Annotated in this window: 19 protein-coding genes; 6 read left to right on the top strand and 13 right to left on the bottom strand. The window is 66.3% G+C overall.

The window, feature by feature from the left end:
• Window positions 1–49: 49 nt before the first annotated feature.
• Complete coding sequence (gene eccB, locus ACFVMC_RS01750) at window positions 50–1534, top strand: type VII secretion protein EccB (protein WP_379205924.1); 1485 nt, start codon at window positions 50–52, stop codon at window positions 1532–1534.
• A gap of 513 nt (window positions 1535–2047) precedes the next feature.
• Here eccB and ACFVMC_RS01745 read toward each other — a convergent pair.
• Together ACFVMC_RS01745 and ACFVMC_RS01740 are read right to left on the bottom strand one after the other, a co-directional pair.
• A complete protein-coding gene (locus ACFVMC_RS01745; protein ID WP_379205922.1) occupies window positions 2048–2560 on the bottom strand; it encodes a hypothetical protein in 513 nt (170 codons plus the stop codon).
• A 90-nt stretch (window positions 2561–2650) separates the two neighbouring features.
• On the bottom strand, window positions 2651–3403 hold the full coding sequence (locus ACFVMC_RS01740) for a potassium channel family protein (protein WP_379205920.1): 753 nt from the start codon (window positions 3401–3403) through the stop codon (window positions 2651–2653).
• Window positions 3404–3544: 141 nt separating this feature from the next.
• On the opposite strand from ACFVMC_RS01740, the gene ACFVMC_RS01735 reads away from it, so the two are divergent.
• From ACFVMC_RS01735 to ACFVMC_RS01725, 3 genes are all read left to right on the top strand, one after another.
• Window positions 3545–3778: a hypothetical protein gene (locus ACFVMC_RS01735; RefSeq protein WP_379205919.1), complete on the top strand. Its 234-nt coding sequence runs from the start codon at window positions 3545–3547 to the stop codon at window positions 3776–3778.
• Entirely contained in the window at window positions 3778–4098 is a 321-nt protein-coding gene (locus ACFVMC_RS01730) for a DUF4288 domain-containing protein (protein WP_379205917.1), read from the top strand. The genes ACFVMC_RS01735 and ACFVMC_RS01730 overlap by 1 nt, the downstream gene beginning before the upstream one ends.
• A gap of 839 nt (window positions 4099–4937) precedes the next feature.
• Window positions 4938–5198 (top strand): hypothetical protein, encoded by a 261-nt coding sequence (locus tag ACFVMC_RS01725; RefSeq protein ID WP_379205915.1) that lies wholly within the window; start codon window positions 4938–4940, stop codon window positions 5196–5198.
• Window positions 5199–5547: 349 nt separating this feature from the next.
• Here the strand turns inward: ACFVMC_RS01725 and mycP are convergent, their stop codons facing one another.
• Window positions 5548–6822, bottom strand: coding sequence for a type VII secretion-associated serine protease mycosin (gene mycP / locus ACFVMC_RS01720; RefSeq protein ID WP_379205913.1), 1275 nt, complete (start codon window positions 6820–6822; stop codon window positions 5548–5550).
• A 140-nt stretch (window positions 6823–6962) separates the two neighbouring features.
• Window positions 6963–8426 (bottom strand): type VII secretion integral membrane protein EccD, encoded by a 1464-nt coding sequence (gene eccD / locus ACFVMC_RS01715; RefSeq protein ID WP_379205911.1) that lies wholly within the window; start codon window positions 8424–8426, stop codon window positions 6963–6965.
• 173 nt (window positions 8427–8599) lie between these two features.
• On the opposite strand from eccD, the gene eccCa reads away from it, so the two are divergent.
• A complete protein-coding gene (gene eccCa / locus ACFVMC_RS01710) occupies window positions 8600–12649 on the top strand; it encodes a type VII secretion protein EccCa (RefSeq protein WP_379205909.1) in 4050 nt (1349 codons plus the stop codon).
• Entirely contained in the window at window positions 12646–14142 is a 1497-nt protein-coding gene (locus ACFVMC_RS01705) for a type VII secretion-associated protein (RefSeq protein ID WP_379205907.1), read from the top strand. Before eccCa ends, ACFVMC_RS01705 begins: the two co-directional genes overlap by 4 nt.
• A gap of 65 nt (window positions 14143–14207) precedes the next feature.
• Here the strand turns inward: ACFVMC_RS01705 and ACFVMC_RS01700 are convergent, their stop codons facing one another.
• From ACFVMC_RS01700 to ACFVMC_RS01660, 9 genes are all read right to left on the bottom strand, one after another.
• Window positions 14208–14495 carry a WXG100 family type VII secretion target gene (locus ACFVMC_RS01700; RefSeq protein ID WP_379205905.1) on the bottom strand — a complete coding sequence of 96 codons (288 nt, stop codon included), beginning with the start codon at window positions 14493–14495 and terminating at the stop codon, window positions 14208–14210.
• 34 nt (window positions 14496–14529) lie between these two features.
• Window positions 14530–14865 carry a WXG100 family type VII secretion target gene (locus tag ACFVMC_RS01695; RefSeq protein WP_379205903.1) on the bottom strand — a complete coding sequence of 112 codons (336 nt, stop codon included), beginning with the start codon at window positions 14863–14865 and terminating at the stop codon, window positions 14530–14532.
• Between the two features lie 419 nt (window positions 14866–15284).
• A complete protein-coding gene (locus ACFVMC_RS01690) occupies window positions 15285–16904 on the bottom strand; it encodes a serine/threonine-protein kinase (protein WP_379205901.1) in 1620 nt (539 codons plus the stop codon).
• 98 nt (window positions 16905–17002) lie between these two features.
• Window positions 17003–18229, bottom strand: a complete 1227-nt coding sequence (locus ACFVMC_RS01685; RefSeq protein ID WP_379205899.1) for a hypothetical protein — start codon at window positions 18227–18229, stop codon at window positions 17003–17005.
• A gap of 15 nt (window positions 18230–18244) precedes the next feature.
• Window positions 18245–19444, bottom strand: coding sequence for a hypothetical protein (locus tag ACFVMC_RS01680; RefSeq protein WP_379205897.1), 1200 nt, complete (start codon window positions 19442–19444; stop codon window positions 18245–18247).
• Between the two features lie 10 nt (window positions 19445–19454).
• Entirely contained in the window at window positions 19455–20666 is a 1212-nt protein-coding gene (locus ACFVMC_RS01675) for a hypothetical protein (protein ID WP_379205895.1), read from the bottom strand.
• Window positions 20667–20713: 47 nt separating this feature from the next.
• Window positions 20714–21883 carry a hypothetical protein gene (locus ACFVMC_RS01670; protein ID WP_379205893.1) on the bottom strand — a complete coding sequence of 390 codons (1170 nt, stop codon included), beginning with the start codon at window positions 21881–21883 and terminating at the stop codon, window positions 20714–20716.
• Window positions 21884–21891: 8 nt separating this feature from the next.
• The gene (locus tag ACFVMC_RS01665) at window positions 21892–23115 is read right to left on the bottom strand and encodes a hypothetical protein (protein ID WP_379205891.1); all 1224 of its coding nucleotides are present in this window, start codon (window positions 23113–23115) and stop codon (window positions 21892–21894) included.
• Window positions 23116–23151: 36 nt separating this feature from the next.
• Window positions 23152–24663, bottom strand: coding sequence for a serine/threonine-protein kinase (locus ACFVMC_RS01660; RefSeq protein WP_379205889.1), 1512 nt, complete (start codon window positions 24661–24663; stop codon window positions 23152–23154).
• Between the last annotated feature and the right edge of the window lie 8 nt (window positions 24664–24671).

Here is a 24671-nt window from a genome sequence, read left to right as displayed (position 1 = left end):
GGAACTGTACTGTGTTGGCCGGACGTGAGCACTGTTCGGGGGAGGAAAGATGCCTTCAAAACCCACTACGCGCTGGCAGGTGAGCGGTTACCGCTTCCTGGTGCGCCGGATGGAACACGCATTGGTGCGCCGGGATGTGCGCATGCTGCACGATCCGATGCGCTCCCAATCCCGCGCCTATGCCGCGGGATTGGTGCTCGGCATCGTGATTCTGGCGGGCTGCGGCATTCTCGCGCTGCTGAAACCGCAGGGTTCGATCAAGGACAAGACCTTGCTGATCGGCAAGGAATCCGGCGGCGTCTACGTCGTGATCGACGATGTGGTGCATCCGGCGCTGAACCTGGCGTCTGCCCAGTTGGCCGCCGACGATCCGGGCAAGCCGACCTCGGTGAAGGAATCCGAGCTCAGCAAGAAGCCGCGCGGACAGCTGATCGGTATTCCCGGTGCGCCGGCCGCGCTGCGATTCGGCAAGAGCGGCGACGGCCGTAGCTGGTCGGTGTGCGATGTGCGCGGTGGCGGCGGTAGCACCGATCTCACCACCACGGTGATCGCAGGCGATCCGGAGCTGGGCGCGAAGGCTTCGGTCATGCCCGGCGACAAGGCGCTGCTGGTGCAGGCCAAGGACAAGACCTACCTGGTGTATGAGAACAAGCGCGCCGAAATCAATATGAACGAGCGCGCTGTTACCGACGCACTGGGCATCACCGGGGAGAAGCCGCAGAAGGTCAGCGACGGGCTGATCAACGCGATCCCGCCGACGCTGCCGATCAAGGCGCCAGAGTTCGAGAACCGCGGTGGTTCGGTCAACTACACGATCAACAACCACCGCATCGGTGACGTGGTGGAGGTGCCGTCGGAGAAGCAGTACCTCGTGGTGCTGAGCAACGGCTTGCAGGAGATCTCGAAACTGACTGCCGACATCATCAAGAACTCGAACCCGAGTCAGCCCGATGACAGCCGGATCAGCCAGAACGAACGCTCGAACGCGCCGGTTTCCAACTCCCTCCAGGTCCAGGACTATCCGAAGACCGCGCCGAAGCTGGTGTCCCAGGACGACCAGCTGGTCAGCTGCATGTCTTGGAAGCCGATCCCGGAGGCAGCCGACAACAAGGATGGCAAGCGAGCCGACCTGAACATCATCACCGGATTGAAGCTGCCGATCCCGGACAACGCGAAGACCGTGCCGCTGGCCCAGGCCGACGGTTCCGGCCCCAACGCCGACTCGGTCTACATTCCGCCCGCCACCGGCGCCTTCGTCCAGACCACCGGCATCGAGGCAACCAGCCGCCGCAAGGACAGCCTGTTCTACATCGCCGACACCGGCGTCCGCTACGGCATCAAGGACGCGAGAGCTCAGAAAGCACTGGGCATGGACGCCGACGCGGGCGTCAAACCGGAACCGGCGCCGTGGCAGATCATCGAATTGCTCGCCAACGGGCCGACTCTCGGCCGTGAGGAAGCCATGGTCGCCCACGACGGTGTCTCACCCGACCCGTCCCCGGCGAAGCAGACGGTCGGTAAGGCCAGCGGCTAGTTTCCGATGCGTGGTCGCGCCGGCGGCCACGCCATCGGTCGAACGTCGCGTGTCCACACCGTAAACAGCGACTTCACAGTACTTTTCGCGACTGCGCACTCGCAGTCGGTTGTGTGAGGTGATGGAAGCGCCTGTGAAGTCACTGTCGCTGGGCATGTCTCGATCGTGTGTTGCTCGTCGGCTGCGGGTCGATGCGACAGGGGCCACGGTTTGTCGCTGGGCATTGCCCCGCAACGATCGGGTATTGCCCTCAACCGGACCGCAAGGGGCGCTTGGCGAGCGTCCAGTTTCCGGCTGGGTCTGTGGAGTAAGTCCGGTAGGGCACTCGACGTGCTCAGCACATCTCGTCCCCCGGAAGGCCGGCACCGAAAGCGACCTACGACGGGGTGCTCAATCGAATTGCTCACCAGCGGAGGGACTCTCGGCCGCAGAGGTGGTGACGGGTATCGTCACGACTGGACGCCGCCACCGGTGGATCCGGGCACATGTCGGCAACCGCCGATGCGAGAACCCTCAAGTTCGCCTACGAGAAGGTCCACCGACAGGTTCAGCCCGTCGCGCGGATCGATTGCCGCCTCGAGCGGCAGCAGGCGACCGCCGCGCTCTGGTGCGTCCCGCAACGCACCAGAGCGTGATCAGCGGGCACAGCATGAGCAGTTCGGTGGCGGCCAAGCTCGTCGGCGGGTTGTAGAACGAGTCGTACCGGAGCAGAGTCAGGATCAGGACGAGTGTCTGGCCCGCCAGCACCAGGGCGCAGCCCGCGGCGACCAGGACGCGGCCCGCCGGATAGCGCCGGATCATGATCAGGAAAGCGCCGAGCAGGAGCACGGTGGCGACCAGGCCGAACGAATACATCGCGACCACCAGGACGCGGGCCGCGCTGAATTCGAACCAGGCCAGATGGATGTAGGTGCCCGCCTGGAACTTCGGGTGCGTCGACTTGTCCCAGGCCAGCACGGCCTCGAACCCCCAGACGAACGCGCCGAGCACCGCGAGAACGACCGCGGCCGCCTGTCTTCCGGACACTTGGTCACGTCCCACACCAACACTCATAACCCACTCGCTCTCACCCGCAACGATCACGGGCCGGGCTAATCGTCGCATCCGGAGCGAGTTTCAGGAGACCTGGTGCTCTTCTTTCGGAGTGCCGCGCAGTTCGGCCACCTCGCCGCGCAGCGCCCGAACCTCTTGGACCAGCAGGCCGATCTCCCGATCGGTGGCCTCGGCGGAGGCTTCGACCGCCTTCAGCTGATCCATCACCCAGCTGGTGGTGGTGCCGATCGCGAAACTGATCAGGCCGATGCCGAAGGTCATGAGGATCAGCGAGATCAGGCGGCCCTCGGTGGTGACCGGGTAGACGTCGCCGTAACCGACCGTGGTGACCGACACCGCGGACCACCACAGCGCGTCACCGAAGTTGGCGACCTTGCTGTCCGGCGCGCCGTACTCCGCGTCGAAGAACGCCAAGCTGCACAGCAGCAGCGTCAAAACCGAACTTGCGCCGACGAATACGGCCATGCGGGCGCGGGTGCGGGTGTTGCGGTTCAGCGTGTCCAGCAGCAGGAGCGCGGCGCGCAGCAGGCGCAGCGGACGGAACGGCGGCAACAGCACGATCAGCAACTCGACCGGATGATTCCGCAGGAACCGCCACCGATTCGTGGACAACCACACCCGGATCGCGAAATCCGCCGCGAACAACACCCAGATGGTGATGTCGATCCGGGTCAGCCAGGCATCGAGTACCGGAGAGGCCCCCGTATCGAGCACATGCCAGGCGTACACGCCGAGAAACGCCACCGCCAGCGCCATCATCGGCACACTCGTGGACCGCTCCCAGTGTTGACGACGACTCGGTTGGTTCTCGGACATGGTGCTACCTGCGATCGATCGGGCACGACGCCCAGCGCGCCGCCCCGCAGACGCTACTACTCGCCCCGGGGTGAACGGGGAACCGATCCCGTGCGGGCCGCGTCCAAGAGGGGAGAGGCAGACCCAACGAAAGAAGGCGTCATGAAGCAGATCGTCCTCACCAGTGCGCTGGCCGCCGCCATCGCGGGCTCGTTCGCCGCGGCGGGCACGGCGTCAGCCGAACCCTTCCACCAGGACGCGAAATTCGGATCGATCACCGCTTGCGAGCAGTATTTGATCCGCCACAACAAATCACTGTCCGTACTGACCTGTGTCCAAAAGGGTGCCGTGGTCGTCATCCGTTTCAAATCCACCCAAGCCGAGCCGGTGGTCTGATGGCTCCGTACATCGCGATCCTGCTGTTCGAGTCGAACTCCGAAGGCGCGCCCCCGCTCTACCGGGAGGACACCGTCCTGCTCTACGCGGACAACGAAATATCCGCCCGCGCCCTCGCTTTCGAGAAGGCACGCACCGAGGAGGGCGTCACCACGAACGCCCACGGTGCCACGATCACCCTGACCTTGAAGCACGTCGTAGACATCTCCCCATGCCTATCCGCCGACCTCTCCCAAACCGCCGACCTCTACTCGAAGCACTTCCGGGACTACACCTCTTATGCGCGAGCCGAACCGCTACTCGACGGGGAGCCTCTCTGACCAGCTCCCCAACCTGCGAGTGCCAACCGACCGATGCGCGTCGCTCGAGACTCGCCGGCGACGACGTCGGCCAGCACCGCTACCGCTCCGAGCGTGAAAATCGCACCCCACAGTTCAGCACTCCACACACGCGTTCGGCACTCCGCACACGCATACGGGTGTGCAGAGTCCCGAAAACCACTGTGAAGTGACCTGCCCCGGCGCGCCGAACCCCGTGTCGCAAGCGAATCTCGAGATGCCCTGAACCGGACCACAGCGGGGCCCTCGAGAACATCCAGCATCCGACTGGGACTGCGGAGGTAAGCTCGGTAGGGCACCCAACGCGCCCAGCACATCCCGTCCCCTCCCCGGAGGGGCCTCGCACCCCGCCTGAGAGCCGACCTTCTGGAGGCTCGCCGCAGTCATCGTGACTTCGCACCGTTGTTCGGTACTACGCACACACAGTGGGGTGTGCAACGTCGGGGAGTCCCCTATAACGCGCCCAGCACGTATCGCCCCTCACCAGAAGGCGCCCGTAACCCTTGCGCGGGAGTGACTTCGGAAGGGCGACCTTGTAAACAGTGTCCTCACAGGGGGTTTCCACCACTATCTACACGCAGACGCATGTGTGACGTCGCGGAAACCGTTGTGCTGTTGCCCTGTGCACGGGGGAATCGCTTCGCTCTGCTCAACGGTCCAGAACGGATGGAACCGAACCAGGCTGGAGTGCGTCATATAGGGAGAGGGCACCGAAACAACCCGGGGGAAAGTCGATTTCGTTGCCCTGGTGTGGATTGCGTACCTCGACCGAAAGGCAATGTAGGAAGCGCGTTGCCGCAGATCGAACGGACCTGGGAGACATGAAGAAGACAGTTGCATTGGCCGCAGCGTCCTTTGCCGCCATCGCCGGCCTCGCGGTCGGCCTCGGCGCAGGTACCGCGAACGCGATGAATCTGGATGAGTGCAATGCGGTTGCGGCACAAAAGATGGCGGAACACCGGGCGAGGCAGGATCCGCTTTCTACCCATACATCATGGAGTGAGTACTACTGCTATGTCGCTCACAACGACATCAACGGTAATCCGGTCTACGCGATCGGCATTCGCGGAGGCTTCGTCTAGTAGACGCTGAATGCAATCTGAGTCGTGTCAGGCAGATTGCCTGACACGACTCTTCGCATGATCTATACCTGTGACTATCCGTCGTCGATACGAAGCGCCGAACCGACGGTAGTTCGGCAGGGCGTCTAATGGTCGAGGATCATGACGGTGCCGATGATGTCCGTGCGAATGGGGCGAGACAGTTAGGGCTGTATTGCGCGGCCTTTGCCTGGGGTCGGCGCGGGAATTGTTGGCAGCGGCCGATGCTGCAGCCGAAGTCGGCGAATACAACTCGGGCCGGGTTCGAGGCTATTGCCTGAACCCGGCCCGCTGCTGTGGCGCTGTCTGTATGGGCTGTTTGTGTTGCTCGTTAGGCCTCGTCGTTGCGGACGCCGAAGCGGCGGCGGATCGGGAATGAGGCCAAGTAGCCGAGGATCAGGGCGCTGCCGATGATGCCGGTGCCGATCAGTGAGACGTTGCGGGCTGTATTGTCCGGTGGTGGTGGGGCTTTCGGCACGGCGAGCTGTTGGCTCTTGGCGGGAGTCGGGCGCTTGGGTGGAAGTTCGCCACTGACGACATCGGTCAACGCCGCGACCGGGTCGACCGCGCCGTAGCCGATGTACTTGTTCCAGCCTTCTGCCGGTGCGTGGGCGGTCGCCTGGATCCGCTTCATCACCTCGCGTGCGCTCATCTCCGGGAAGCGGGCGCGGACCAGTGCGACGACTCCCGCGACGATCGGCGAGGCGAAGCTGGTTCCGGAAATGCTCAACTGTTTGTCGCGTTCGACTTTCCCGACGGCGGTGGTCCATTGACCGTTGTCCTGAATCGGGTTGAGCGAGGTCATGTCCGAGCCGGGAGCTGCGACACTGAGCCATGGTCCAGGAACCGTGAACGACGACGGCGCACCATTGGCATCGATCGATCCGACGGACAGCACATACTCGTCCCACCGGACTGGCGTGATCTGGGTGCTGACATTGCTCCACGGGTCCGCAGTTGGATCCAGTGGATCGATCACCTGATTCGGCGTCTTGCACCTGTCTTCTTCGTTACCGGCGGATGCGACAACGACGACATTTTGATCCACGGCGTACTTGAGTGCCGCGCCGACGTCCAGATCCCCCGTGTTCGAAATACCGCATGCCACAAGGGAGATGTTGATTACGGTGGCACCTTTGTCGACCGCCCGCACGATAGCCTTTGCCATCGTGGTGGTGGATCCATAGCCTTCTGGGTAGTCTTCCGGACGCTTGTTCTGTGAGGCGCCCTCTTTCTGGTACAACTTGCTCGTTTGCCGGATGGACATTATCTGCGCCTCTGGCGCTACACCGGCGAACCCCTGTCCATCGACCCGTGTGGCTGCGATCAAGCCCGCGACGAACGTCCCGTGAGCGTCGCAATCCTCGCTTCCATCACCGGAATTCGCGACGTAATCGCCCTCGGCGCGCAGTCCAGGCAGTCGCGGATGCGGCGCGACACCGGTGTCGATCACTGCGACCACCTGACCCGCTCCCTTGGAGAACTGCCAGGCACGCTCCAAGTCCAGCGACTGTTGGGCGGCCGGAATGGTCGGGCCGTCGCCGCCTTTGACAGTGCTGTTGCAGGTGCCGTTGGATGCGGGCCGTTCGGTCTTCTCCAGGGGCACAGCGGGATCACCCGCCGGAGGCGCCACCCCATCGATCGACGGCGGCCTTTCCGCCTGCGCCACCCCAACATTCGCCCCGATCCCGAACGAAGCGCTCAACCCCACTGTGGCCGCGACCGCGGCGACCCGTAGTCCCCGCTTCACAGCCCGCGCACGAGCGAGTAGAGCGACGCTACCCAGAACACCAAGGGCAGGACGGCGGCTACGAAACCGTATTCGAGGAGTTCGATGCCGCGGCGCATGGGTGGGGTGGCTTCCTGGTTCGGGATGATGATGCCGAGGATCAGGGCCGCGATCAGCATGAGCATGGCGGCGCCGAAGATGGCCAGCGGCATCTCCATGAAGCTGGCGCCGACCAGCATGAGCAGCACGATGGAGGCGCCGCCGATGATCAGCACCACGGCCTGTTCGGCGCCCGCGTAGGTGCGGCTGCGGAACATCAGCACGACGGCGCACACCAGGGCCAGGGCGACACCGGGCCAGTAGACGCTCTTGGCCGCCGGGTCGGCGCCGGCGAGCGCGCCGACGACGGTGACCAGGGTGGTGGCGGTGACGAGGCCGCCGAGGTACATGCGGGCGCGTTCGGACTTCTGGCGCAGCGCGTCCATGGTGGGCAGCGCGCGGTGGTCGTCGGGATCGTCCTCGGTCGGGTCGATCGGGGTGCCGGGGGAGGGGACCGGCGGCAGCGGCAGCTTCGACAGCAGCATCGAGATCCGCGGCGACAGCGACAGACCGGCCAGGCCGAGCGCGGCGGCGACCGCGCCGATCGCCTTGGTCGACTGATCGGTGAGCAGGCCGACCAGCGCGGCCGGGACCGCGTAGACGGCCAGGGTGGCCGCGCCGATGAACAGCGCGAGCCCGACGCCGGTGACCCGCCAGGCCAGGACCGCGGTCGCGCCGAGCAGTACTGAGCCGAGCAGGATGTGCGCCCAGCCGTAATGGTCGGGGACGTAGAGCATGCCGGCGGTGAATGCCGCGGGCAGCGCGCATCCGCCGAGGATCAGCGCGGTGGAGGTGTCGCCGTACATCCGGCTGAGCACCATGCCGGCCACGACCAGCAGGATGCCCACGCCGAGCGGAATGGACCCGCTGACCCACACCGGCATGGCGTCCGGCGCCATGAGCAGGCCGAGGCAGCCGACCAGCATGGTCAGCGCGGCCAGCACCGAACCGGTGACGCGTGCCGTCTTGGGCGTCCAGCTGCGGTAGTGGTCGGTGTCGGCGATCGCGACGTTGTACATGATGTCGTCGAACAGCGGCACCGGCGCGATTTGCGAAGCCGACTCGAGCATGAGCAGCTCGCCGTCGCGGACGCCGTGCTCGCCGAGGCTGAGCGAGTTGGAGAAGGGCGGATGACCGATCCGGGCGAGCACCCACTCGGCCGGTTCGAAGCGCTCACCCTCGTTGTCGAAGTCATTGGAGCGGCTGTGCTGTGCGACCATGTCGACGACGCTGGGGATCACCAGGGCGACCGGCACGTCCACCGGGATGGCCATGTCGACCTGCGTGTGTTTGGCCAGAATGGTGACTCGCGCCAGATCCGGCGCACGGACGATTCCGCGCGAGGAGTCTTCGTCGATGTGGTCAAGTCGCGCGTGCGTCAAGCTTCCCCCAAATCGGTCTAACCTCTGTCTTTCCGCAGGCTCGCGCGCAGGGGGCGAGCTTGCGCACCCATCATCTGGGCAGCAGAATGCTGGTCGAACTCTACGACATCTCGGCGGGCGCCTCTACACTGAGGCCGAAGTTGCAAGCTTTCAAGAGGGGGATTCGCTTCAGCATGAGTACTGTCCGGTTTCAGAGGCGTGCGCGTCGTGAGATGCCACGAACCCCTGGCGGCGAAGTCACGTTGCAGCCACCACCCGAGATCCCCCGGGTGACGCCGGGCAATCTGCTGGGCAAGCTGATGCCCGTCGTCATGATCATCGCCATGGTCGGCATGGTCGCCCTCATGATCAGCATGCAGGGCGGCATCGACAAGCTCGGGTCCAACCCGATGACCATGATGTTCCCGCTCATGATGGTCTTCTCCATGGTCGGCATGTTCGCCGGTCAGGGCGGCGGCAAGGGACAGAAGGCGTCCGAGGCGAACGAGGATCGCAAGGACTACCTGCGCTACCTCGATCAGGTCCGCCGCGATGTCAACGAGACGGCCACCCAGCAGCGCGCCTCGGTGGAGTGGAGCCATCCCGAGCCGACGCTGATCTGGATGCTCGCGGGCACCAGCCGCATGTGGGAGCGCCGGGCCGGCGACAAGGATTTCTGCCACGCCCGGATCGGCATCGGCGGTCAGCGCCTGGCCACCCGCCTGGTCGCGCCGGAAACCGGCCCGGTCGAAGAGCTGGAACCGATCGCCGCGGTCTCGCTGCGCCGCTTCGTGCGCGCGCACTCCACGGTGCCCGACCTGCCCACCGCCATCGCGGTGAAGGGCTTCGCGACCATCGCCCTGGACGGCGATCGCGCCGAGGCCCGCGACATGACGCGCGCGATGTTGTTGCAGCTGTGCATGTTCCAGGCTCCCGATCAGGTGCTGGTCGCCGTCGTGGCGGGCCCGGACACCGCCCGCGAGTGGGAGTGGACCAAGTGGCTCCCGCACACCCAGCACCCCGATGCCCAGGACGGCATCGGGACGCAGCGCATGTTCTACGGCTCGATCCGTGAAGCCATGGCCAGCCTGCATCCGCTGCTCGCCACCCGCGTGCGCTATTCGCGCAACCAGCCCGCGAACGCGAATCTGGTGCACATCGTGATCGTGGTCGACGGCGGCCTGCTCGAGGCCGAGGACGATCAGCTGCGCGAATCCGGCTACGAGGGCGTCACCATCATCGACCTGTGCGGATACGCTCCGCGCCTGGCGATTTCGCGCGGCATCAAGATGGTCATCGAGAACGGTGAGTGCATCGGCCGCGGGGCGACCGGCAATCAGGAACGTTTCGCCACCATCGACCGGATCAGCATCCAGCAGGCCCAGCAGGTGGCCCGCCGCCTGGCCCCCTACCGCGCCGCCACACAGAAGTCCAGCGACGCGGATACCAGTGACGCCGAGGTCATTTCGACCTGGGCGCAGCTGATGCACCTGGGCGATATCGGTACCTTCAACCCCGAGCACGCCTGGCGGCCACGCTACGGCCGCGAACGCCTGCGTGTCCCGTTCGGTGTCGGCGCCGACGGCCTGCCGGTGGAACTCGACATCAAGGAAGCCGCGGAGAGCGGTATGGGCCCGCACGGTCTGTGCATCGGCGCCACCGGTTCCGGTAAGTCGGAATTCCTTCGCACCCTGGTGCTTTCGCTGCTGGCCACCCATTCGCCGGATCAGCTGAACCTGGTCCTGGTCGACTTCAAGGGTGGCGCGACCTTCCTCGGCCTCGACGGTGTGCCGCATGTGGCCGCGGTCATCACCAACCTCGAAGAGGAAGCCGACCTGGTCGACCGTATGCGGGACGCCCTGGCCGGTGAGATGAACCGCCGCCAGGAAGTGCTGCGCCAGGCCGGTAACTTCGCCAATGTCTCCGAATACGAGAAGGCCCGCGCCGCGGGCGCCGATCTGGACCCGCTGCCCGCGCTGTTCGTGGTGCTCGACGAGTTCTCCGAATTGCTCACCCAGCACCCGGATTTCGCGGAGCTGTTCGTGATGATCGGCCGGCTGGGCCGCTCGCTGCATGTGCACCTGCTGCTCGCCTCGCAGCGGCTCGAGGAGGGCAAGCTCAAGGGCCTGGAATCGCACCTGTCCTACCGGATCGGCCTGAAGACGTTCTCCGCCAACGAATCCCGCCAGGTCCTCGGTGTTCCGGACGCCTACAACCTGCCCGGTGTGCCCGGTGGTGGTTATCTCAAGTCCGACTCGGGCGAGATCCAGCGCTTCCAGGCGTCCTACGTGTCCGGTCCGTATGTCGGTGGTGGTTCGCAGCGCGATGTCACCCAGGCCGGTGTGGCCGGCGGCGAAGTCGACGTCAAGGCGCGACCGTTCACCGCCCACCACGTGGACTTCCGGGCCATCGACCGGCTTCCGCTGCCCAGCGCGGCCACTCCCGACGAGACCGAGCACATCAACGAGGACGGGGAGCAGATCTCCAACGTCAATATGCTGGTCTCCCGGATCCACGGCCACGGCCGCCCGGCACACGAGATCTGGCTGCCGCCGTTGGACGAGGCGCCCACCCTGGATGTGCTCAACCCGCGCTCGGTGCTCACCGGCGAATACTCGGCGATCGCGGGCCTGCGCGCCCCGATCGGCATCGTGGACCGTCCCTACGATCAGCGCCGCGACAACCTGGTCGTCGACCTGTCCGGCGCCCGCGGCAACGTGGCCATCGTCGGTGGTCCGCAGTCCGGTAAGTCGACCGCGCTGCGCACCCTGATCATGTCCATGTCGATGACGCACACCGCCGAACAGGTGCAGTTCTACTGCCTGGACTTCGGTGGCGGTACCTTGGCCAGCCTCGAGGGTCTGCCGCACGTCGGTTCGGTCGCGGGCCGCATGGACGAGGACAAGGTCCGGCGCACCATCGCCGAGATGACCTCGATCGTGCGCGCGCGTGAAATGCAGTTCCGCGCACTGAATATCGAGTCGATGGCGGAGTTCCGCCGCCTGCGCTCGGTGGATCCGGCCAGCAGCCCCGCCGCCGCGGGCGCGCACGAGGATCCGTTCGGTGACGTGTTCCTGGTGATCGACGGCTTCGGTTCGATCCGTCAGGATTTCGATCCGCTCGAGCAGCCGATCATGAACCTCGCGGTGCAGGGTCTGTCCTACGGCGTGCACGTCGTGATCGCGCTGGCTCGCTGGGCGGAGGCCCGTCCGGCGCTCAAGGATCAGATCGGTACCCGCATCGAGCTGCGCCTCGGTGACCCGATGGACTCCGATTTCGGCCGCAAGTTCGCGGCGCTGGTCCCGCAGGGCCGTCCGGGTCGCGGTATGACTCCCGAGACTCTGCACATGCTGACCGGTCTGCCGCGCATCGACGGCAGTTCGGACCCGACCACGCTGGGTCAGGCGGTCTCCGACGCGGTGTCGACCATTGCCCGGCTCACGCCCGGTCGCGCGGCCCCGGCCGCCCGCATGCTGCCCGAGCTGCTGCACCGCGATCAGCTGCTCTCGATGCTCGGCAATTGGCCGCAGATCCAGCCCGGTGTGCGCAATATGCGAATTCCGCTGGGTGTCAACGAATCCGAGCTCGCGCCGGTCTTCATCGACTTCAACGAGAGCGGCCACTTCATCATCATCGGTGACACCGAATCCGGTAAGACGACCCTGCTGCGCCAGATCATCGACGGTATCGCCGCCACGAACACGCCGAACGAGGCGCGCTTCATCGTCGCCGACTACCGGCGCGGCATGCTCGGCCAGATCCCCGAGGGCTACCAGGCTTCCTACGCGTCGGCCGCGCCGCTGTTCACCAAGAACATGAACGATCTGGCGGCGTATCTGACCCAGCGGCAGCCACCGGACAATGTCACGCCGCAGCAGTTGCGTGAGCGCTCCTGGTTCCAGGGGCCCGAGCTCTACGTGATCATCGACGACTACGACCTGGTCGCCACCTCGATGGGCAATCCGGTCGCGCCGCTGGTCGAACACCTGCCGCATGCTCGCGACGTCGGCTTCCACCTGGTCATCGCGCGCCGTTCCGGTGGCGCGTCACGCGCGATGTACGACAGCGTGCTGGCCCGGATGAAGGACATCGGCTCCGCCGGTCTGATCATGAGCTGCAGCAAGGACGAGGGTGTGCTCATGGGTACCGTGCGCCCGAGCCCGCAGCCGCCCGGCCGCGGTACCTACATCACCCGCAATACCCAGGGCCTCATCCAGCTGGCCTGGCAGCCGAGCGTCGAATGACCGCGGCCGCAACGGAATCCTGGGTCGAACTGATCGTGACCGACGCCCGGATCTGGGCGGTCGGTCCGAACACGCACTGGACGGTGGCGCCGTCGGTGGTGTTGGGCAGCAACGGCAATCTGGTGATCGGGGAGTCGCTGACACCGCCCACCCAGGTTTCCAGTGCGGTGCAGTTCGTTCCGGCGGATCGGATCGCGCTGGCGCCGCGGGTGCCGTCGGTGGTCGAGGCGCTGACCCATGTGGTCGGCACCATCTTCGACAATCTCGGCATCGCCACCCCCTGCGATCAGGTGACCGTGGTCTGCCCGACCGAGTGGGGTTCGGCCCGGCGCGGCATGCTCGACGATGCCGTGCGCCGCTTCACCCATCAGGTGGTGTTCGAGGACATGGCTTTTCGCGCCGTGTCCGCCGACAGCGGTACGGCGCGCAGCCGTCGCACCGTGGTCGTCGAGTTCGGCATGGTGTCCACGACCGCCACCACCGTGGTGCGCAGCCACGACGGCGTACACATCGAATCCACCGAGTTCGAGCCGGAGATCACGCTCGCGGGCAACGGTATCGCGCCGGACGCCCTGGATCGGCTGGGCGCCCTGATCGACCGTCTGCTCGACGGTCGTCCGGTCGACGCCGTCCAGATTCTCGGCATCGCGGACCCCGCCAAGCTCGATCTGGTCCGGTCGGTGGTACAGCAATCCTGTGGACCCGAGGCGGATCTGCGGTCGATTTCAGGAGTTGACTTGGTGCGCGGCTCACAGCCGGTCGAGCCGGAACGCCGTCCGGAGCCGCAGCCGCGGCCGGTGATGCCGTCCAACGAGTGGATGCAACCGCTGCGGGAGACCGCCGCGGCACAGCAGGCACCGGCCCGTCGTAAGACCGCTCTCGTGTTCGGTTCCGCCGCAGCGGTTCTCGTCGTAGTGGTGGCCGCGGTGACGGCGGTGGTCCTGCTGGGTGGCTCCGAGGACGAGGGCGGGGGCGGCACTGTCGCCGCGACGAGTTCCGCGCTGCCCCCGGACGCGGGCCTGCCGCCCGGGCCCTCGGGCAAGCCTTCGGCCAAGCCGGGCCCGCCCGGGCCGGAGGGGCAGGAGAAGTTCGGCAATGTCACCTTCGTGGCCCCGGATCTGTGGACGATCAAACCCTCGGCCGACAACAACCGGGTGGAGCTGACCCCGTTCGACGGCACCAAGCAGCGGCTGATCGTCACGCAGCGCAGGATCGCACCCGGTGTCGGTTACCAGCAGATCGCGGCCGATCTGGAGAACCAGATGAAGGACAAGCCCGTTCTCTCGGATCTGCGGCGGGACTACGTCTTCGGTGGTCGCTCCGGTCTCGGTTACACGGAGAAGCCCGGTGACGGTTCGACTGTGCGCTGGTTCATCCTGGCGGAGTACGGAATTCAGGTGAATATCGGCTGCCAGTACAAGGACGACTGGGATGCCCTGCGGGAGACTTGCGAGAAGTTCGTCGGCTCTGTGCATGTCATGCCCGACTCCTAGTCGGCCACACAAATACTCGGGCCCCGGCACACAGTGCCGGGGCCCGAGTTGTTTCCGAGCTGAACTCAGAAGAGGTTCGCCATGGCGGTGTCGGTGTTCTGCAGCTCCGAGTTACCGGTGCTGACCAGGGTGCCGGCGCCGCTGAGGGTCTCGTTCAGCTGCTGCACGTGCTGGTTCCAGGTGGCCTGGAACTGCTGGGCGGCTTCCTTCGCGGCACCGCCCTGGGTCTGGAAGAAGGCGTCGACCTTCTGGTGGAAGGCCTGCAGCTCGTCGCCGATCTCGCGGCCGCGCTTGACGATCTGCTGCGCGCCGGCCTCGACACCTTCGAAATTAGCGGAGATAGGCTTGCTCATGATGGGCTCCTAAGAGTGTGTGGCTTGTCGTGGATCAGAGCGCGGGCAGGTCGAGGCTCGAGATCTGAGCCTGCACCTTGGCAGCGTGATCGTTGACGTTCTCGTCGAACGAGTTGCTCATCTTGAAGAGCTTGTCAGCGGTCTCCATGAGCTTGTCGTTCATCTTGTCGGCCTGGACGTAGTAGCGCTCCATGAACGCGTTGAAGGCGTCACGCGCCGCACCCTGCCAGTTGGCGCCGTTGGTGACGTTGTCCTCGTCCGTCTTCAGCTGACGGATGGCGATCATCAGCTTGTCGTGCTGCTCCTGGAATTCCTTGGCCTTCGCATTGATCTCTTCAGTACTTGCAACGAATTGCTGGTTTCCCGCCATGGGGACTTCCTCCTCCTGCTTGCTGTCAACGTCCGAGGTGTCGGTTGACCCTGTTCATAATGTTGGACGCATCCTGAGCCCGATCGGTTCCATCCGAATCCGAAAGAATTCGGCGGTTCCCGTGGATCCGTGGCCCGGCGCGAAATCGACCAGCTACACCGAGGACGGGGGTCTAGATGAGATCCCCCCGGACATCTCGACCGCGGTGCCGTCGCATCGGTCGCTAGCCAGCGCGTGATCCCCTCCTTCCCCCTGCTCGCTACAACTTGTCCGCGAGTGGGCTGGCTGGGCATCACCCTACCGAATGCGATCTGCTCGCGCTACAGCGATTGGCCTGCACAAGTGCAGCAATCCCCAGGTCACCGTGTCGGCGACGAACCAGGCCCGGCCGCGGGGCGCCGCCGGGCCGCAGACGAGTCCTACTTCACAACCTCGGCGATCTTCGGGACCAGCTTCTCGACGAGCAGCGCGCTCGACTGCTCGGTCCATACCTGGAAGGCCTGCACGGTGGACAGATCGTCGACGATGACCATCCGCGCGGAGCTGTTGGCGATGCCCGTCGGCAGGCCGCGGAAGCCGCCGTTGCCCGCGTCCTTGTCGGTCCGGAAGATGATGACCACCTCGGATTCCAGATCCGAGGACGAGGCGTTGATCGAGAGCTGACGGGGTGATTTCTCGTCGCCGACGGCCTTGTACTTGGTGCTGTAGCGGAATCCGATGCCTTGCAGGAACTCGGCCTGCGAGCTCGGGTTCAAGGCCACCGACAGCGTCGCGTTGCCGTAGTTGAGCGCGGTGACCGTGCGACCGTCGAAGGCCGGATGCTGGGCGCGGACATCGGCCAGGGTCGAGCCGCCGGTGGGTTCCGGCCGGGTCAGGAAGTAGGTGCCCGCCGCGATCGCCAGGGCCACCACGACACCGATGACGGCGGGAATCAGGAACTTTCGCTTCCGCGCCGGGCTGTCGCCATGTCCGTTTCGTGCCGTATTCACCAGGGACTGATCGGTCCGCTCGATGTGATGCTGCGGGCCGGGCGTCGGCCAGTGTCCGGTCGTCTGGGGAATCGCGTTGTAGGGCGGGACCGGAGTGTGCGGCTCGACCGGGTAGGGCGTGGCGGGGGTGTGCGGTTCGATCCGGTAGCCCGGCAGCGTGGCGCGGGGATCGGTCTCGAAGCCGGGCGCGCGCTGATGCGCGGGCGTCCCGTACAGCGCCGCCTGCGCCTCGACGATGAACTCCCGGCAGGTGCCGTATCGCTCCGCCGGGTCCTTGGCCATGACCTTCGCGATGACCGCGTCCAGGGCAGGCGGCAGATCGGGCCGCAGCGCGCTGATCTTCGGCGGCGGTTCGTTCAGGTGACCCATCATGACCACGGCCGGCATGGTCGACGGGTACGGGTTCTGCCCGGTGACGAGTTTGTAGAAGGCGCAGCCCAGGCTGTAGATATCGGCCCGCGGATCGAGGCTGGTGCCGACCAGTTGCTCCGGTGGCGCGTAGGCCACGGTGGCCATGAAGTTCCCGGTCTGGGTCAGATCCTGGCCGTCCTCGGCGGACTTGGCGACACCGAAGTCGGTCAGCAGGACGCGCTCGTCATCGCCCGCGTCGGGCGCGGACAGCAGGAAGTTGGCCGGTTTCACGTCGCGATGCAGCAGACCGCGCCGATGGGCGTAATCCAGACCCTTGCCGACCTCGGCGACGATGCGCAAGGCCCGCTGCGCCGTCATGACCGCCGGACCTCGCTTCGCCTCCTCGGCGGCGTCGGTGCCCTGGACGTACTGCATCGCGATCCAGAGCTGCCCGTCCTCCTCGCCGCGGTTGTACACCGCGACGATATTCGGATGGTCCAGGCCCGCGGCGAGATTGGCTTCGCGCTCGAATCGGGCCCGGAACTCGTCGTCCGAGGATAGCTCGGAGCTGAGTACCTTCAGGGCGTCGCGGCGGGGCAGAATCGGATTCTGCGCCAGGTAGACCGTGCCCATTCCGCCGCTACCCAGCTGCTGAATCACCCGGTATCCACCCACGATCGCGCCGGGCCGCAACGCCATTCGCTCCTCCTAACGATGTCGAACGCGCCGAGCACGAGCGTTCGGGAGAAAATCTAGCAAGCCGCGGCCCGGTACACGACCTCGTGTGCTCCGGCCGATCACCCGCTGGTGAGCAGTGCGTACTGCGCGGAGATGCGCTGATACAGATCTTGCAGATTCTTGCTGCGCGCCTGCACGACATAGCGGTCCACACTCAGGATGCAGATGTGCCCCAGCAGAATGCGGCTCTCGGTGCTCGAATACTCCGCCTGGCATTCGATATTCCCGGCGATACCTCCGGGCGGATCGACGAGTTTCTCGTTCGCCTCGACCTCGCCGGAGAACTTCCACTTCTGCCACAGGGTATCCGCGCCCCGGGCGGTCCGGCTGCGGAAGACGACCGCGTCACCGAACGAAACCAATTCGACTTCACCATTTTTCAGCGTTTCCATCAGCGCCGGTCCCGCTTCGAGGAACAGCGTGGTCGCGCCGCGCCCGGTGTAGTAGCCGTCCGGCTCGGGACGATACGGTGATTCCGGATTGCTCGGCAGCGTCCGGCCGACGATCCCGGGCGGGTCCAGCGGAATTCGGGACAGCGCCGCCGCGGGGGTCGGCTCGAATGTGGCGAGCAGCGGGATCTGCGCATCCAGCAGTCGTTCGACATGGCCGACGAGCGCAGGTAGATCCGGTGCGGAGGTTTCGTCCACGACCTTGATGAAGACGATGTAGCGGTCGTGCACGGTCCACGAGCCGATGGAAGAGATGCCGGGCCGCCAATGCGCGTAGGTACCGGCGTGCTTGGTGATCGAAACCGGTTGATTCTCGGGGTTGTAGGTGAAGTCGTCGCGTTCGAGCGCCGGGCCCGCTGCTTGCGCGGACCGTGCGTCGGGGAACATCAGCACCGCGATATTGGCGGTGCGCTGCTTGCCGTCGTCCGTCGCTTCGGTCGACCAGGCATTCACCCAGCCGGCGACCAAATCCCCGGCCACCTCGTCGAAGGTGTCGTTGATGACCAGATTGCCCAGCGTCTTGTGATTGAGCACGATATGCGAGCGCAGCCGCCAGGTGTCCTCGACGTAGGCGGGGTCGGCCTCGTAGGGGAGGATGACATGATCGGCCAGCCGCTGGGCTTCCCGGGCCCGGGCCTGCCGTTCGTTCTTGGCGTTTCCGACCTGACGGGGTTTGGACTGATAGTTGCCGACATCGAGTTTCGACAGATCGGGCTGCCCGCGCAGGGCGCGACCCGAGACGGTTGCGCCGCATCCGGTGCTGCCCACGGCGAGCACCGCGACGGCCAGCAGCACGGACGCGATCCGGGACCGGTTCGATCCGATGGTCAGCTTCACAAGTCCCCCAACCCTTTACGGTGTGTGGGCCAGCAGTTTGTACTGCGCGGCGGCCATCTGGTGCAATTCCTGGATATTCTGTCCGCTGACCCGAGCGGCATAGCGTTCATAGGTGAGGAAGCAGGCCGGTGCGTATCGCGCCCCGCTCACCTTTTTGTCCTTGGTGTCGAAGCACTGCACACCCGGCATATTGGGCGGGCTGTCGATCGGGCTCCATCCGGCATTGTCGATGGCGATGAGACCGGCGATCAACCGCTGCGCGCTCGCATGGTCACGCGCCCGGTAGACGCGTGAGTTGGCATAGGCGACCAGGTCCACTCCGGCGTCGGAGTAGGCGGCCGCCGCGAGTGTCGGCTCCAATTCCAGATGCAGTGCCGCCCGGGTCGGCAGCACCCGGGACTGGTCGGACCCGTTGATTCGCTGGCGTTCCTCCAGCGGCAGCGTCCGGCTCAACAATCCATCGGTGTCGAGCGGGAGGGATTCGATGCGGTCGAGCGGCGTCGGCCGGTACTCGGCGAGCATTTCGATCTGCCTGGTGAATGCCTTCTGGGTGAATTCGGCCAGCAGTTGCGGCTCGGCCGGCTCGTTCACCGGATCCTCGGAATGCACATGGAGCACCATGTCGTTGTGTGCCAGCCAGGCATCCAGATATCGCTTGCTGATCGACCATTTCGCGCGGGCGCGGGGGAAGCCGGGAATCTCGACGGTGTCGCCGGGCAGATTCAGCGCCTGCCGATCGGCGAACGCGGTCGCGGCCGCCGCGGCGGTGTCTGCGTTGCTGTACCGCTGTAGTTCGATCGATACCGAGCTGCCGACCGACGATTGCGTTCCGGGGCGCCGCTCCGCGCTCGTCGCCCAGCCGGCGACCAGGCCCTGCGCGATCGCCGCGAATTCATCCTTGTCCAGCGAGCGCACCGTGTTGTCCGTGCCGGGCACGGTCGTTCGATCGGCTCGGGTCAAACGCTGGTGAATGTATTTGCTGTCCAGCTCGAAAGGCACCGGCATCACCGCGCCGATCCGAATCGTCTCCACGGTGGGACCGCTGAGCGGTGTCCGGGTCGCTTCGACATTCCACGGCACGATCGGATAGTTGCCCGAATTCAGCGTGGTGATATCGATGTCGGGCGTGCTCGGCCCGGAATCGTCGTCGCCGCACCCGGCGACGGCGGTGAGCAGTGCCGCGATCGAAAGGCAGAGTGTTCGTCGGATTCGCATGCCGCTCTCACTAACTCCTGGCCAGAATGGCGTATTGTGCGGCGGCGCGCTGGAACAGACTCTGATCGATACGGGCCAGGGCGGGCATCCGCGAGGTGACCACCGCGACATAGCGGTCGAAGACGACGGCGCACAGCGCGTCGTAATTCCGGATGGGGTCACGCAGATCGAGCCTGACGCAGCGGGCGTCCGGCAGCCCGGGTGGTGAGCCGAGATCCTCGTCGTTCTTTCCCATTTTCAGGAGCGCGGATTGCAGCCGGAACGCACTCGTGAGATCGCGGGCGCGGTAGACGATTCCGCTCTGCCGGGCGATCAGGTCGACTCCGCCCTGATCGAATGCCGCCTGAACCGCCGCGGGATTGCGCTCGAAATGCAACTGCCCCGACGGTTGATACGCACCGAAGTCGGTTCGGAGCATGAACGGTTCGCTGACATCCATCGAATACGGCAGCGCCCGGCGCATGATGCCGTCCGGATCCAGTGGGATGTCGAGCAGGTCGTCCAGGCGTGGTGTCTGCTGCTGGTCCAGGCGGGCCGATTGCAGGCTCAGTGTCTGCCCGATCAGCCTGGTCAGCGCGGCCGGATCCGCTGTGGGAATGCCACCGTTGACCACGACCATGTAGGGGCCGTGGGCCAGGAACGTGATCGCGGTGACATCGTTGGCCGAGGAGGTGAGCGCGTTCGGATGGCCGTCGATCGACAACGGATGGCGGCCGGGATCGGCGTTGGTGATCTGGTCGAATTGGACTGCGGCAGTGCGGCTCTGCGCCTCGGTTGGAAAGCGCAGCACCGCAATGATGAGCTTCTTGCGGCTGCGCAGATTGTCGTTGATCCGCGAGACGTAGGCGCCGGCGAGCAGATTGTTGGCGACCGCGGCGGATTCGTATTTCTCGGGGAAGGTCTCCGAGCTGACCATCGACTTGCCGTCGTAGAAGAGCTGGACGGTGCCGGGGACATCGATCTCCGGATCGATCCGGTAGGACGGCACAACATAATTGAGCAGCCGGCGGGCTTCGAGGGTGCGCAGATCGCCGACCGTGTCGATATCGGGGTCGTAGGCGGTCGGCTCCGGTGTGTGCGGACCGGTCTTCAACGCGGCCACATCGACCGGCGCCGCCATCGGGCGCGGGTTCCCGGCGACCGTCGTCGATGAGCAGCCCACGCCCACCGCGGTCAGCAGTGCCGCCAGGGCCAGTAGCCGGACTCGTCCCCCGAGGTTCACGGTCCCTCTCCTTACGCCTGATCTCGGCGCGATCCTACGGGACGCGGCTACCGACCATGCGTGAGCAGCTGGTACTGGGCTGCCATCCGCTGATTCAAGTCCGCGGGCTGGGCGGCCTCGACCTCCGCTACCAGATGCTCGTAGGCGAGATAGCAGAGGAAGCGCGGGCCGGTTTTGTCCTTGTAGCACTTGGCATCCGGCAGACCGGGCGGGCTGTCGTAGGGGTAGTGGGTGGCGGTGAGCGGGGCGCTGAGCGCCGCGAGGAGGCGCTGCGCCGCCGCGGCGTCGCGGGTGCGGTAGACCCGGGAGCCCGCGCTGGCCACCAGGTCGACTCCGGCGTCGGCGTAGGCGGGCCGCATCCGGTCCGGGCGTTCACGCAGGTGCAGGTCCGCGGCGGCGGTGTAGACGCCGGTCGGGTCCTCGTAGGTGCCTGGGCGCTCGGCCGGGAGGGTGCGAGCGAGCAGTCCTTCGGAATCGACCGGCAGCTCGGCGAGTTCGTCGGCCACCGTGGGAGTGAAGCCAGCGAGCAGCTCGAATTGCTTGTCCAGCACACGTTTGGCGAAATCGAGCAGGGGAGCCGGGTCCGGCGGGGTGGCCAGGGCATTGCTGACATAGAGCCGCACCAGGAAATCGCCGCGGGACACCCAGGTGTCGACCGCGTCGTATTGCGACAGGAAGCTGTGGCCGGGGTGTCCGGCGATCTCGAGTGGGCCCTTCGGCGGGTACTTCCGGTGGTTCTCCTCGGCGAGCACCCGGGCCGCGTTGGCGGCGAGATCGGGATTCGCGAACCGCAGCAGCGCGAGTTCGGCGTTCAACCCGAGCTGAGTGCTGTCGCGGCGCGAACCCGCGGTGCGCCAGCCCGCGATCAGGCCGGGTACCAGTTCGCCGAACCGTTCGTCCGGGGTGACCCAGGTGCCCGGCGGATGCTGGGCGGTGACCTTTCCGGCCACACCGGGCCGGCCGTATACGAGCCGGCTGTCCAGATCCATCATCAGGGGAACCACGCCGCCGAGCCGCAGGGCCTCCTGGATGGCGCCGGTTTCGGCGGTGCGCTCGCGGTCCAGATTGCGCGGTGTGATCGGGTAGTTGCCGGCATCGAGTTTGGCCGGCTCGGCCGACGGACCGGCGGAGTCACCGGCGCCGCAGCCGGTGACCAGCAGCGCCAGTGTCGTCAGTCCGGCGAGTGCGGCTCGAATCCTGGTGCGCGGAACAGACATTCGCAGCCTCATGCGCTCTTGGCCAGGATCGAGTACTGCGCGGCGGCGCGCTGATACAGCGTGGCGTCGAGTCCGCCGCCGACCTTGGCGCGATTGCCGACCACCGCGACGTAGCGGCCGTGGACCACCGCGCACAGATACTGCGTGCCCAGCGGTGGTGCGCTCGTGTCCAGCTTGACGCACTTCGCGTCGGCGACCCCGGGCGGATTCCCGATCGCCTCGTCGTCGCGGCCGAGTGCGGTGAGCGCGTGCTGTAGCCGGAACGCCGCGGCGAGATCGCGGGTCCGATAGACGATTCCGGCGTTGCGGGCCACCAGGTCGACGCCGGTGTCGGCGAAGACCTGCTTGAGGGTGGCGCCGTCCCGCTCGTAGTGCAGGTGCGCGGCCGGGTCGTAGACGCCGACGGTCTGGCGTGGCACCTCGAGATCGGTGGCCTCGGTGGACGTCGGCAGCACTCGCCGCATGATGGCGTCGGGGTTGGTCGGAAGGTCGAGGATGTCGTCGACCGGAGTCGGCGTCAGGCTCTCCAAACGCGGCAGCTGCCGGTCCAGGACGCGTTTGAACTGGTCCGCCAGGCTGTTCACGTCGGAGACCGGGATGGTGACCATGGCCAGCACGACGAACGGACCCCGGGCGGCGTAGGCGTAGCCCTTGCGGTCGTCGGCGGCCGCCGAGGCGCGCGCATCGGGATGATTCGGCACGCCCACCGGGTGGCGGTCGGGTTTGAATGCCCCGGTGGCGGCGTCGAGTTCGATCGTGGCCGTCTGTGCCAGGGCGTCGGACGGGAACCGGAGGATCCCCAGCGTCAGCCCCTTCAAAGTCCGCGGGTTCGCGTTGGAGCGGGCGGTCAGCGCGCCGGAGATGAGGTAGTTGCGTTCCAGCACCGGCTGGAACTGCGGCGGCAGATTCGCTCCGTACTCGGCGTAGAGCGCGGCCTCGCCGAGGGCGAGCAGATGGGTGCCCAGCGGGTCGGTCAGGTCGGCGTCGACCTCGTACGGTGCGACCAGCGAGCCCAGCATCCGCCGCGATTCGATCTGGAACACCCCGAGCCGGTCATCGACGACCGGTGCCCGGTCGACCGGTTTGCCTTCGAACGGGCCGATATTGAGCCGAGCCAGATCGGCCGGCGCCATCGCGGGCAGCGCCTGCCCGGGCACTGTGCCGCAGCCGGAAATCAGCAGGATGAGCGCGGTACCCCACGCTCGTACGCCCGCACGCAAACCCCTCGGCACGGCGCTCCTCCCCAGTCCTGTTCGGCTGCCGCGATCCTACTGGACCCCGGTCGCGAGCACCGGCAGCAATTCGGCGAGCAGCACGGTCTCGGAGTCCGCGGACCAGTAGCGCAGCGCGTTGACCGCTTGTGCGTCATCGATGGCCAGCACCGTGGCCTTCGCGTTGAGCAGGGCGTGCGGCAGGCCGAGCAGGCCACCGCCCCCGGCACGCGCGTCGCTGCGTACCGCGAGGATGTAACCCGAGGTCACCGCGTTGAACGCGGTGTAGAGCGACTCCTTCGGCAGTGCGCGAGTGGACTTCTCGTCGCCGCGCGCCACGAAGTAGTCGTTGTAGACGAACCCGAGCTCGCCGAGGAACTGCGCCGGCTTGGAGTTCTGTAGGTACACCGCCACATCGGGTTCGTCCTCCCGATCGGCGCCGGTCACGTCGACGATCAGGATGGGCTTGCCCGCGAACTTCGGATTGTCGCTTCGTGCTTGCTCTTTCGGAGGTAGCGAGGGCGCCGGTCGAGTGGTGGTGCTCGGTGTGGCGGTGTGCGCAGTGCTGCTGTCGCGCCCGGCGAGCCAGAGCCCGCCCCCGATGGCCAGGACGACCGCCACGGCCGCGGCGGCGATCCCGATCCAGCGTTTACCGCCGGTGGCCGCGGCGGCGGGGCGAGCCGTCGGCGCGGCGGCCCGAATCGGATAGGTGGGGGAGGTGTGCTGCGGCGCCTCGCCGCCGAGCGCGCGGGCGGCGGCATCGGTGAATTCCCGGCAGGTGGCGTATCTTTCGGCCGGGTTCTTGGCCAGCGCGCGGGCGAACACCTGATCCAGGGCGGCGGGCAGCCCCGGATGCACCGCGCTGGCCCGTGGCGGCGGCTGTTGCAGATGCCCCATCATGACCAGCGCCGGTTGCGATCCGGGGTAGGGGTTCTGGCCGGTGAGCAGCTTGTACAGCGAGCAGGCCAGGCTGTAGATGTCCGAACGCGGGTCGAGATGGCCCCCGGCCAGCTGTTCGGGCGAGGCGTAGGCGATGGTGGCCAGGAAGGTGCCGGTCTGGGTCAGCTCGTTGGCGTCATCGGAGGATTTCGCGACGCCGAAATCGGTGAGCAGTACGCGTTCCTCGTCGCTGTCCTCGTGCGAGAGCAAGAAGTTCGCGGGTTTGATGTCACGGTGCAGCAAGCCTTTTCGGTGCGCGTAGTCCAGGCCCTTGCCGACCTCGGTGATGATACGCAGCGCGCGTACGGGATTCATCGACCGTGGGTCGCGCTCCAGCTCGGCGGCCACGTCCGTGCCGCGCACGTACTGCATGGCGATCCACAGCTGCCCGTTCTCCTCGCCGCGGTTGTACACCGAGACGATATTCGGATGATCCAGTCCCGCCGCGAGATTCGCCTCGCGCTGGAACCGGGCCCGGAACTCGTCGTCGGCGGTGTGCTCGGCGCTGAGCACCTTGATGGCGTCGGTGCGCGGCAGGCTGGGATGCCTGCCCAGGTAGACCGTGCCCATCCCGCCGGCACCGAGTTTCTGCTCGATCCGATAGCCGCCGACGATGGTGCCTGGGCGCATGCGATCTC

This window comes from Nocardia sp. NPDC127579 (assembly GCF_042672005.1).
In the GTDB taxonomy this organism is placed as follows: domain Bacteria; phylum Actinomycetota; class Actinomycetes; order Mycobacteriales; family Mycobacteriaceae; genus Nocardia.
The sequence above is the reverse complement of the archived record's forward strand: the minus strand, read 5'-3'. Positions and strand labels throughout refer to the sequence as shown.

Bases quoted from the DNA above. Each gene is read 5' to 3' on its own strand.
- ACFVMC_RS01680 (WP_379205897.1), bottom strand. From the start codon at position 19,444: ATGCGAATCCGACGAACACTCTGCCTTTCGATCGCGGCACTGCTCACC.
- ACFVMC_RS01690 (WP_379205901.1), bottom strand. From the start codon at position 16,904: ATGGCGTTGCGGCCCGGCGCGATCGTGGGTGGATACCGGGTGATTCAG.
- ACFVMC_RS01695 (WP_379205903.1), bottom strand. From the start codon at position 14,865: ATGGCGGGAAACCAGCAATTCGTTGCAAGTACTGAAGAGATCAATGCG.
- ACFVMC_RS01740 (WP_379205920.1), bottom strand. From the start codon at position 3,403: ATGTCCGAGAACCAACCGAGTCGTCGTCAACACTGGGAGCGGTCCACG.
- ACFVMC_RS01660 (WP_379205889.1), bottom strand. From the start codon at position 24,663: ATGCGCCCAGGCACCATCGTCGGCGGCTATCGGATCGAGCAGAAACTC.
- ACFVMC_RS01725 (WP_379205915.1), top strand. From the start codon at position 4,938: ATGAAGAAGACAGTTGCATTGGCCGCAGCGTCCTTTGCCGCCATCGCC.
- ACFVMC_RS01670 (WP_379205893.1), bottom strand. From the start codon at position 21,883: ATGTCTGTTCCGCGCACCAGGATTCGAGCCGCACTCGCCGGACTGACG.
- ACFVMC_RS01730 (WP_379205917.1), top strand. From the start codon at position 3,778: ATGGCTCCGTACATCGCGATCCTGCTGTTCGAGTCGAACTCCGAAGGC.
- ACFVMC_RS01735 (WP_379205919.1), top strand. From the start codon at position 3,545: ATGAAGCAGATCGTCCTCACCAGTGCGCTGGCCGCCGCCATCGCGGGC.
- eccCa (WP_379205909.1), top strand. From the start codon at position 8,600: ATGAGTACTGTCCGGTTTCAGAGGCGTGCGCGTCGTGAGATGCCACGA.
- ACFVMC_RS01700 (WP_379205905.1), bottom strand. From the start codon at position 14,495: ATGAGCAAGCCTATCTCCGCTAATTTCGAAGGTGTCGAGGCCGGCGCG.
- eccB (WP_379205924.1), top strand. From the start codon at position 50: ATGCCTTCAAAACCCACTACGCGCTGGCAGGTGAGCGGTTACCGCTTC.
- ACFVMC_RS01705 (WP_379205907.1), top strand. From the start codon at position 12,646: ATGACCGCGGCCGCAACGGAATCCTGGGTCGAACTGATCGTGACCGAC.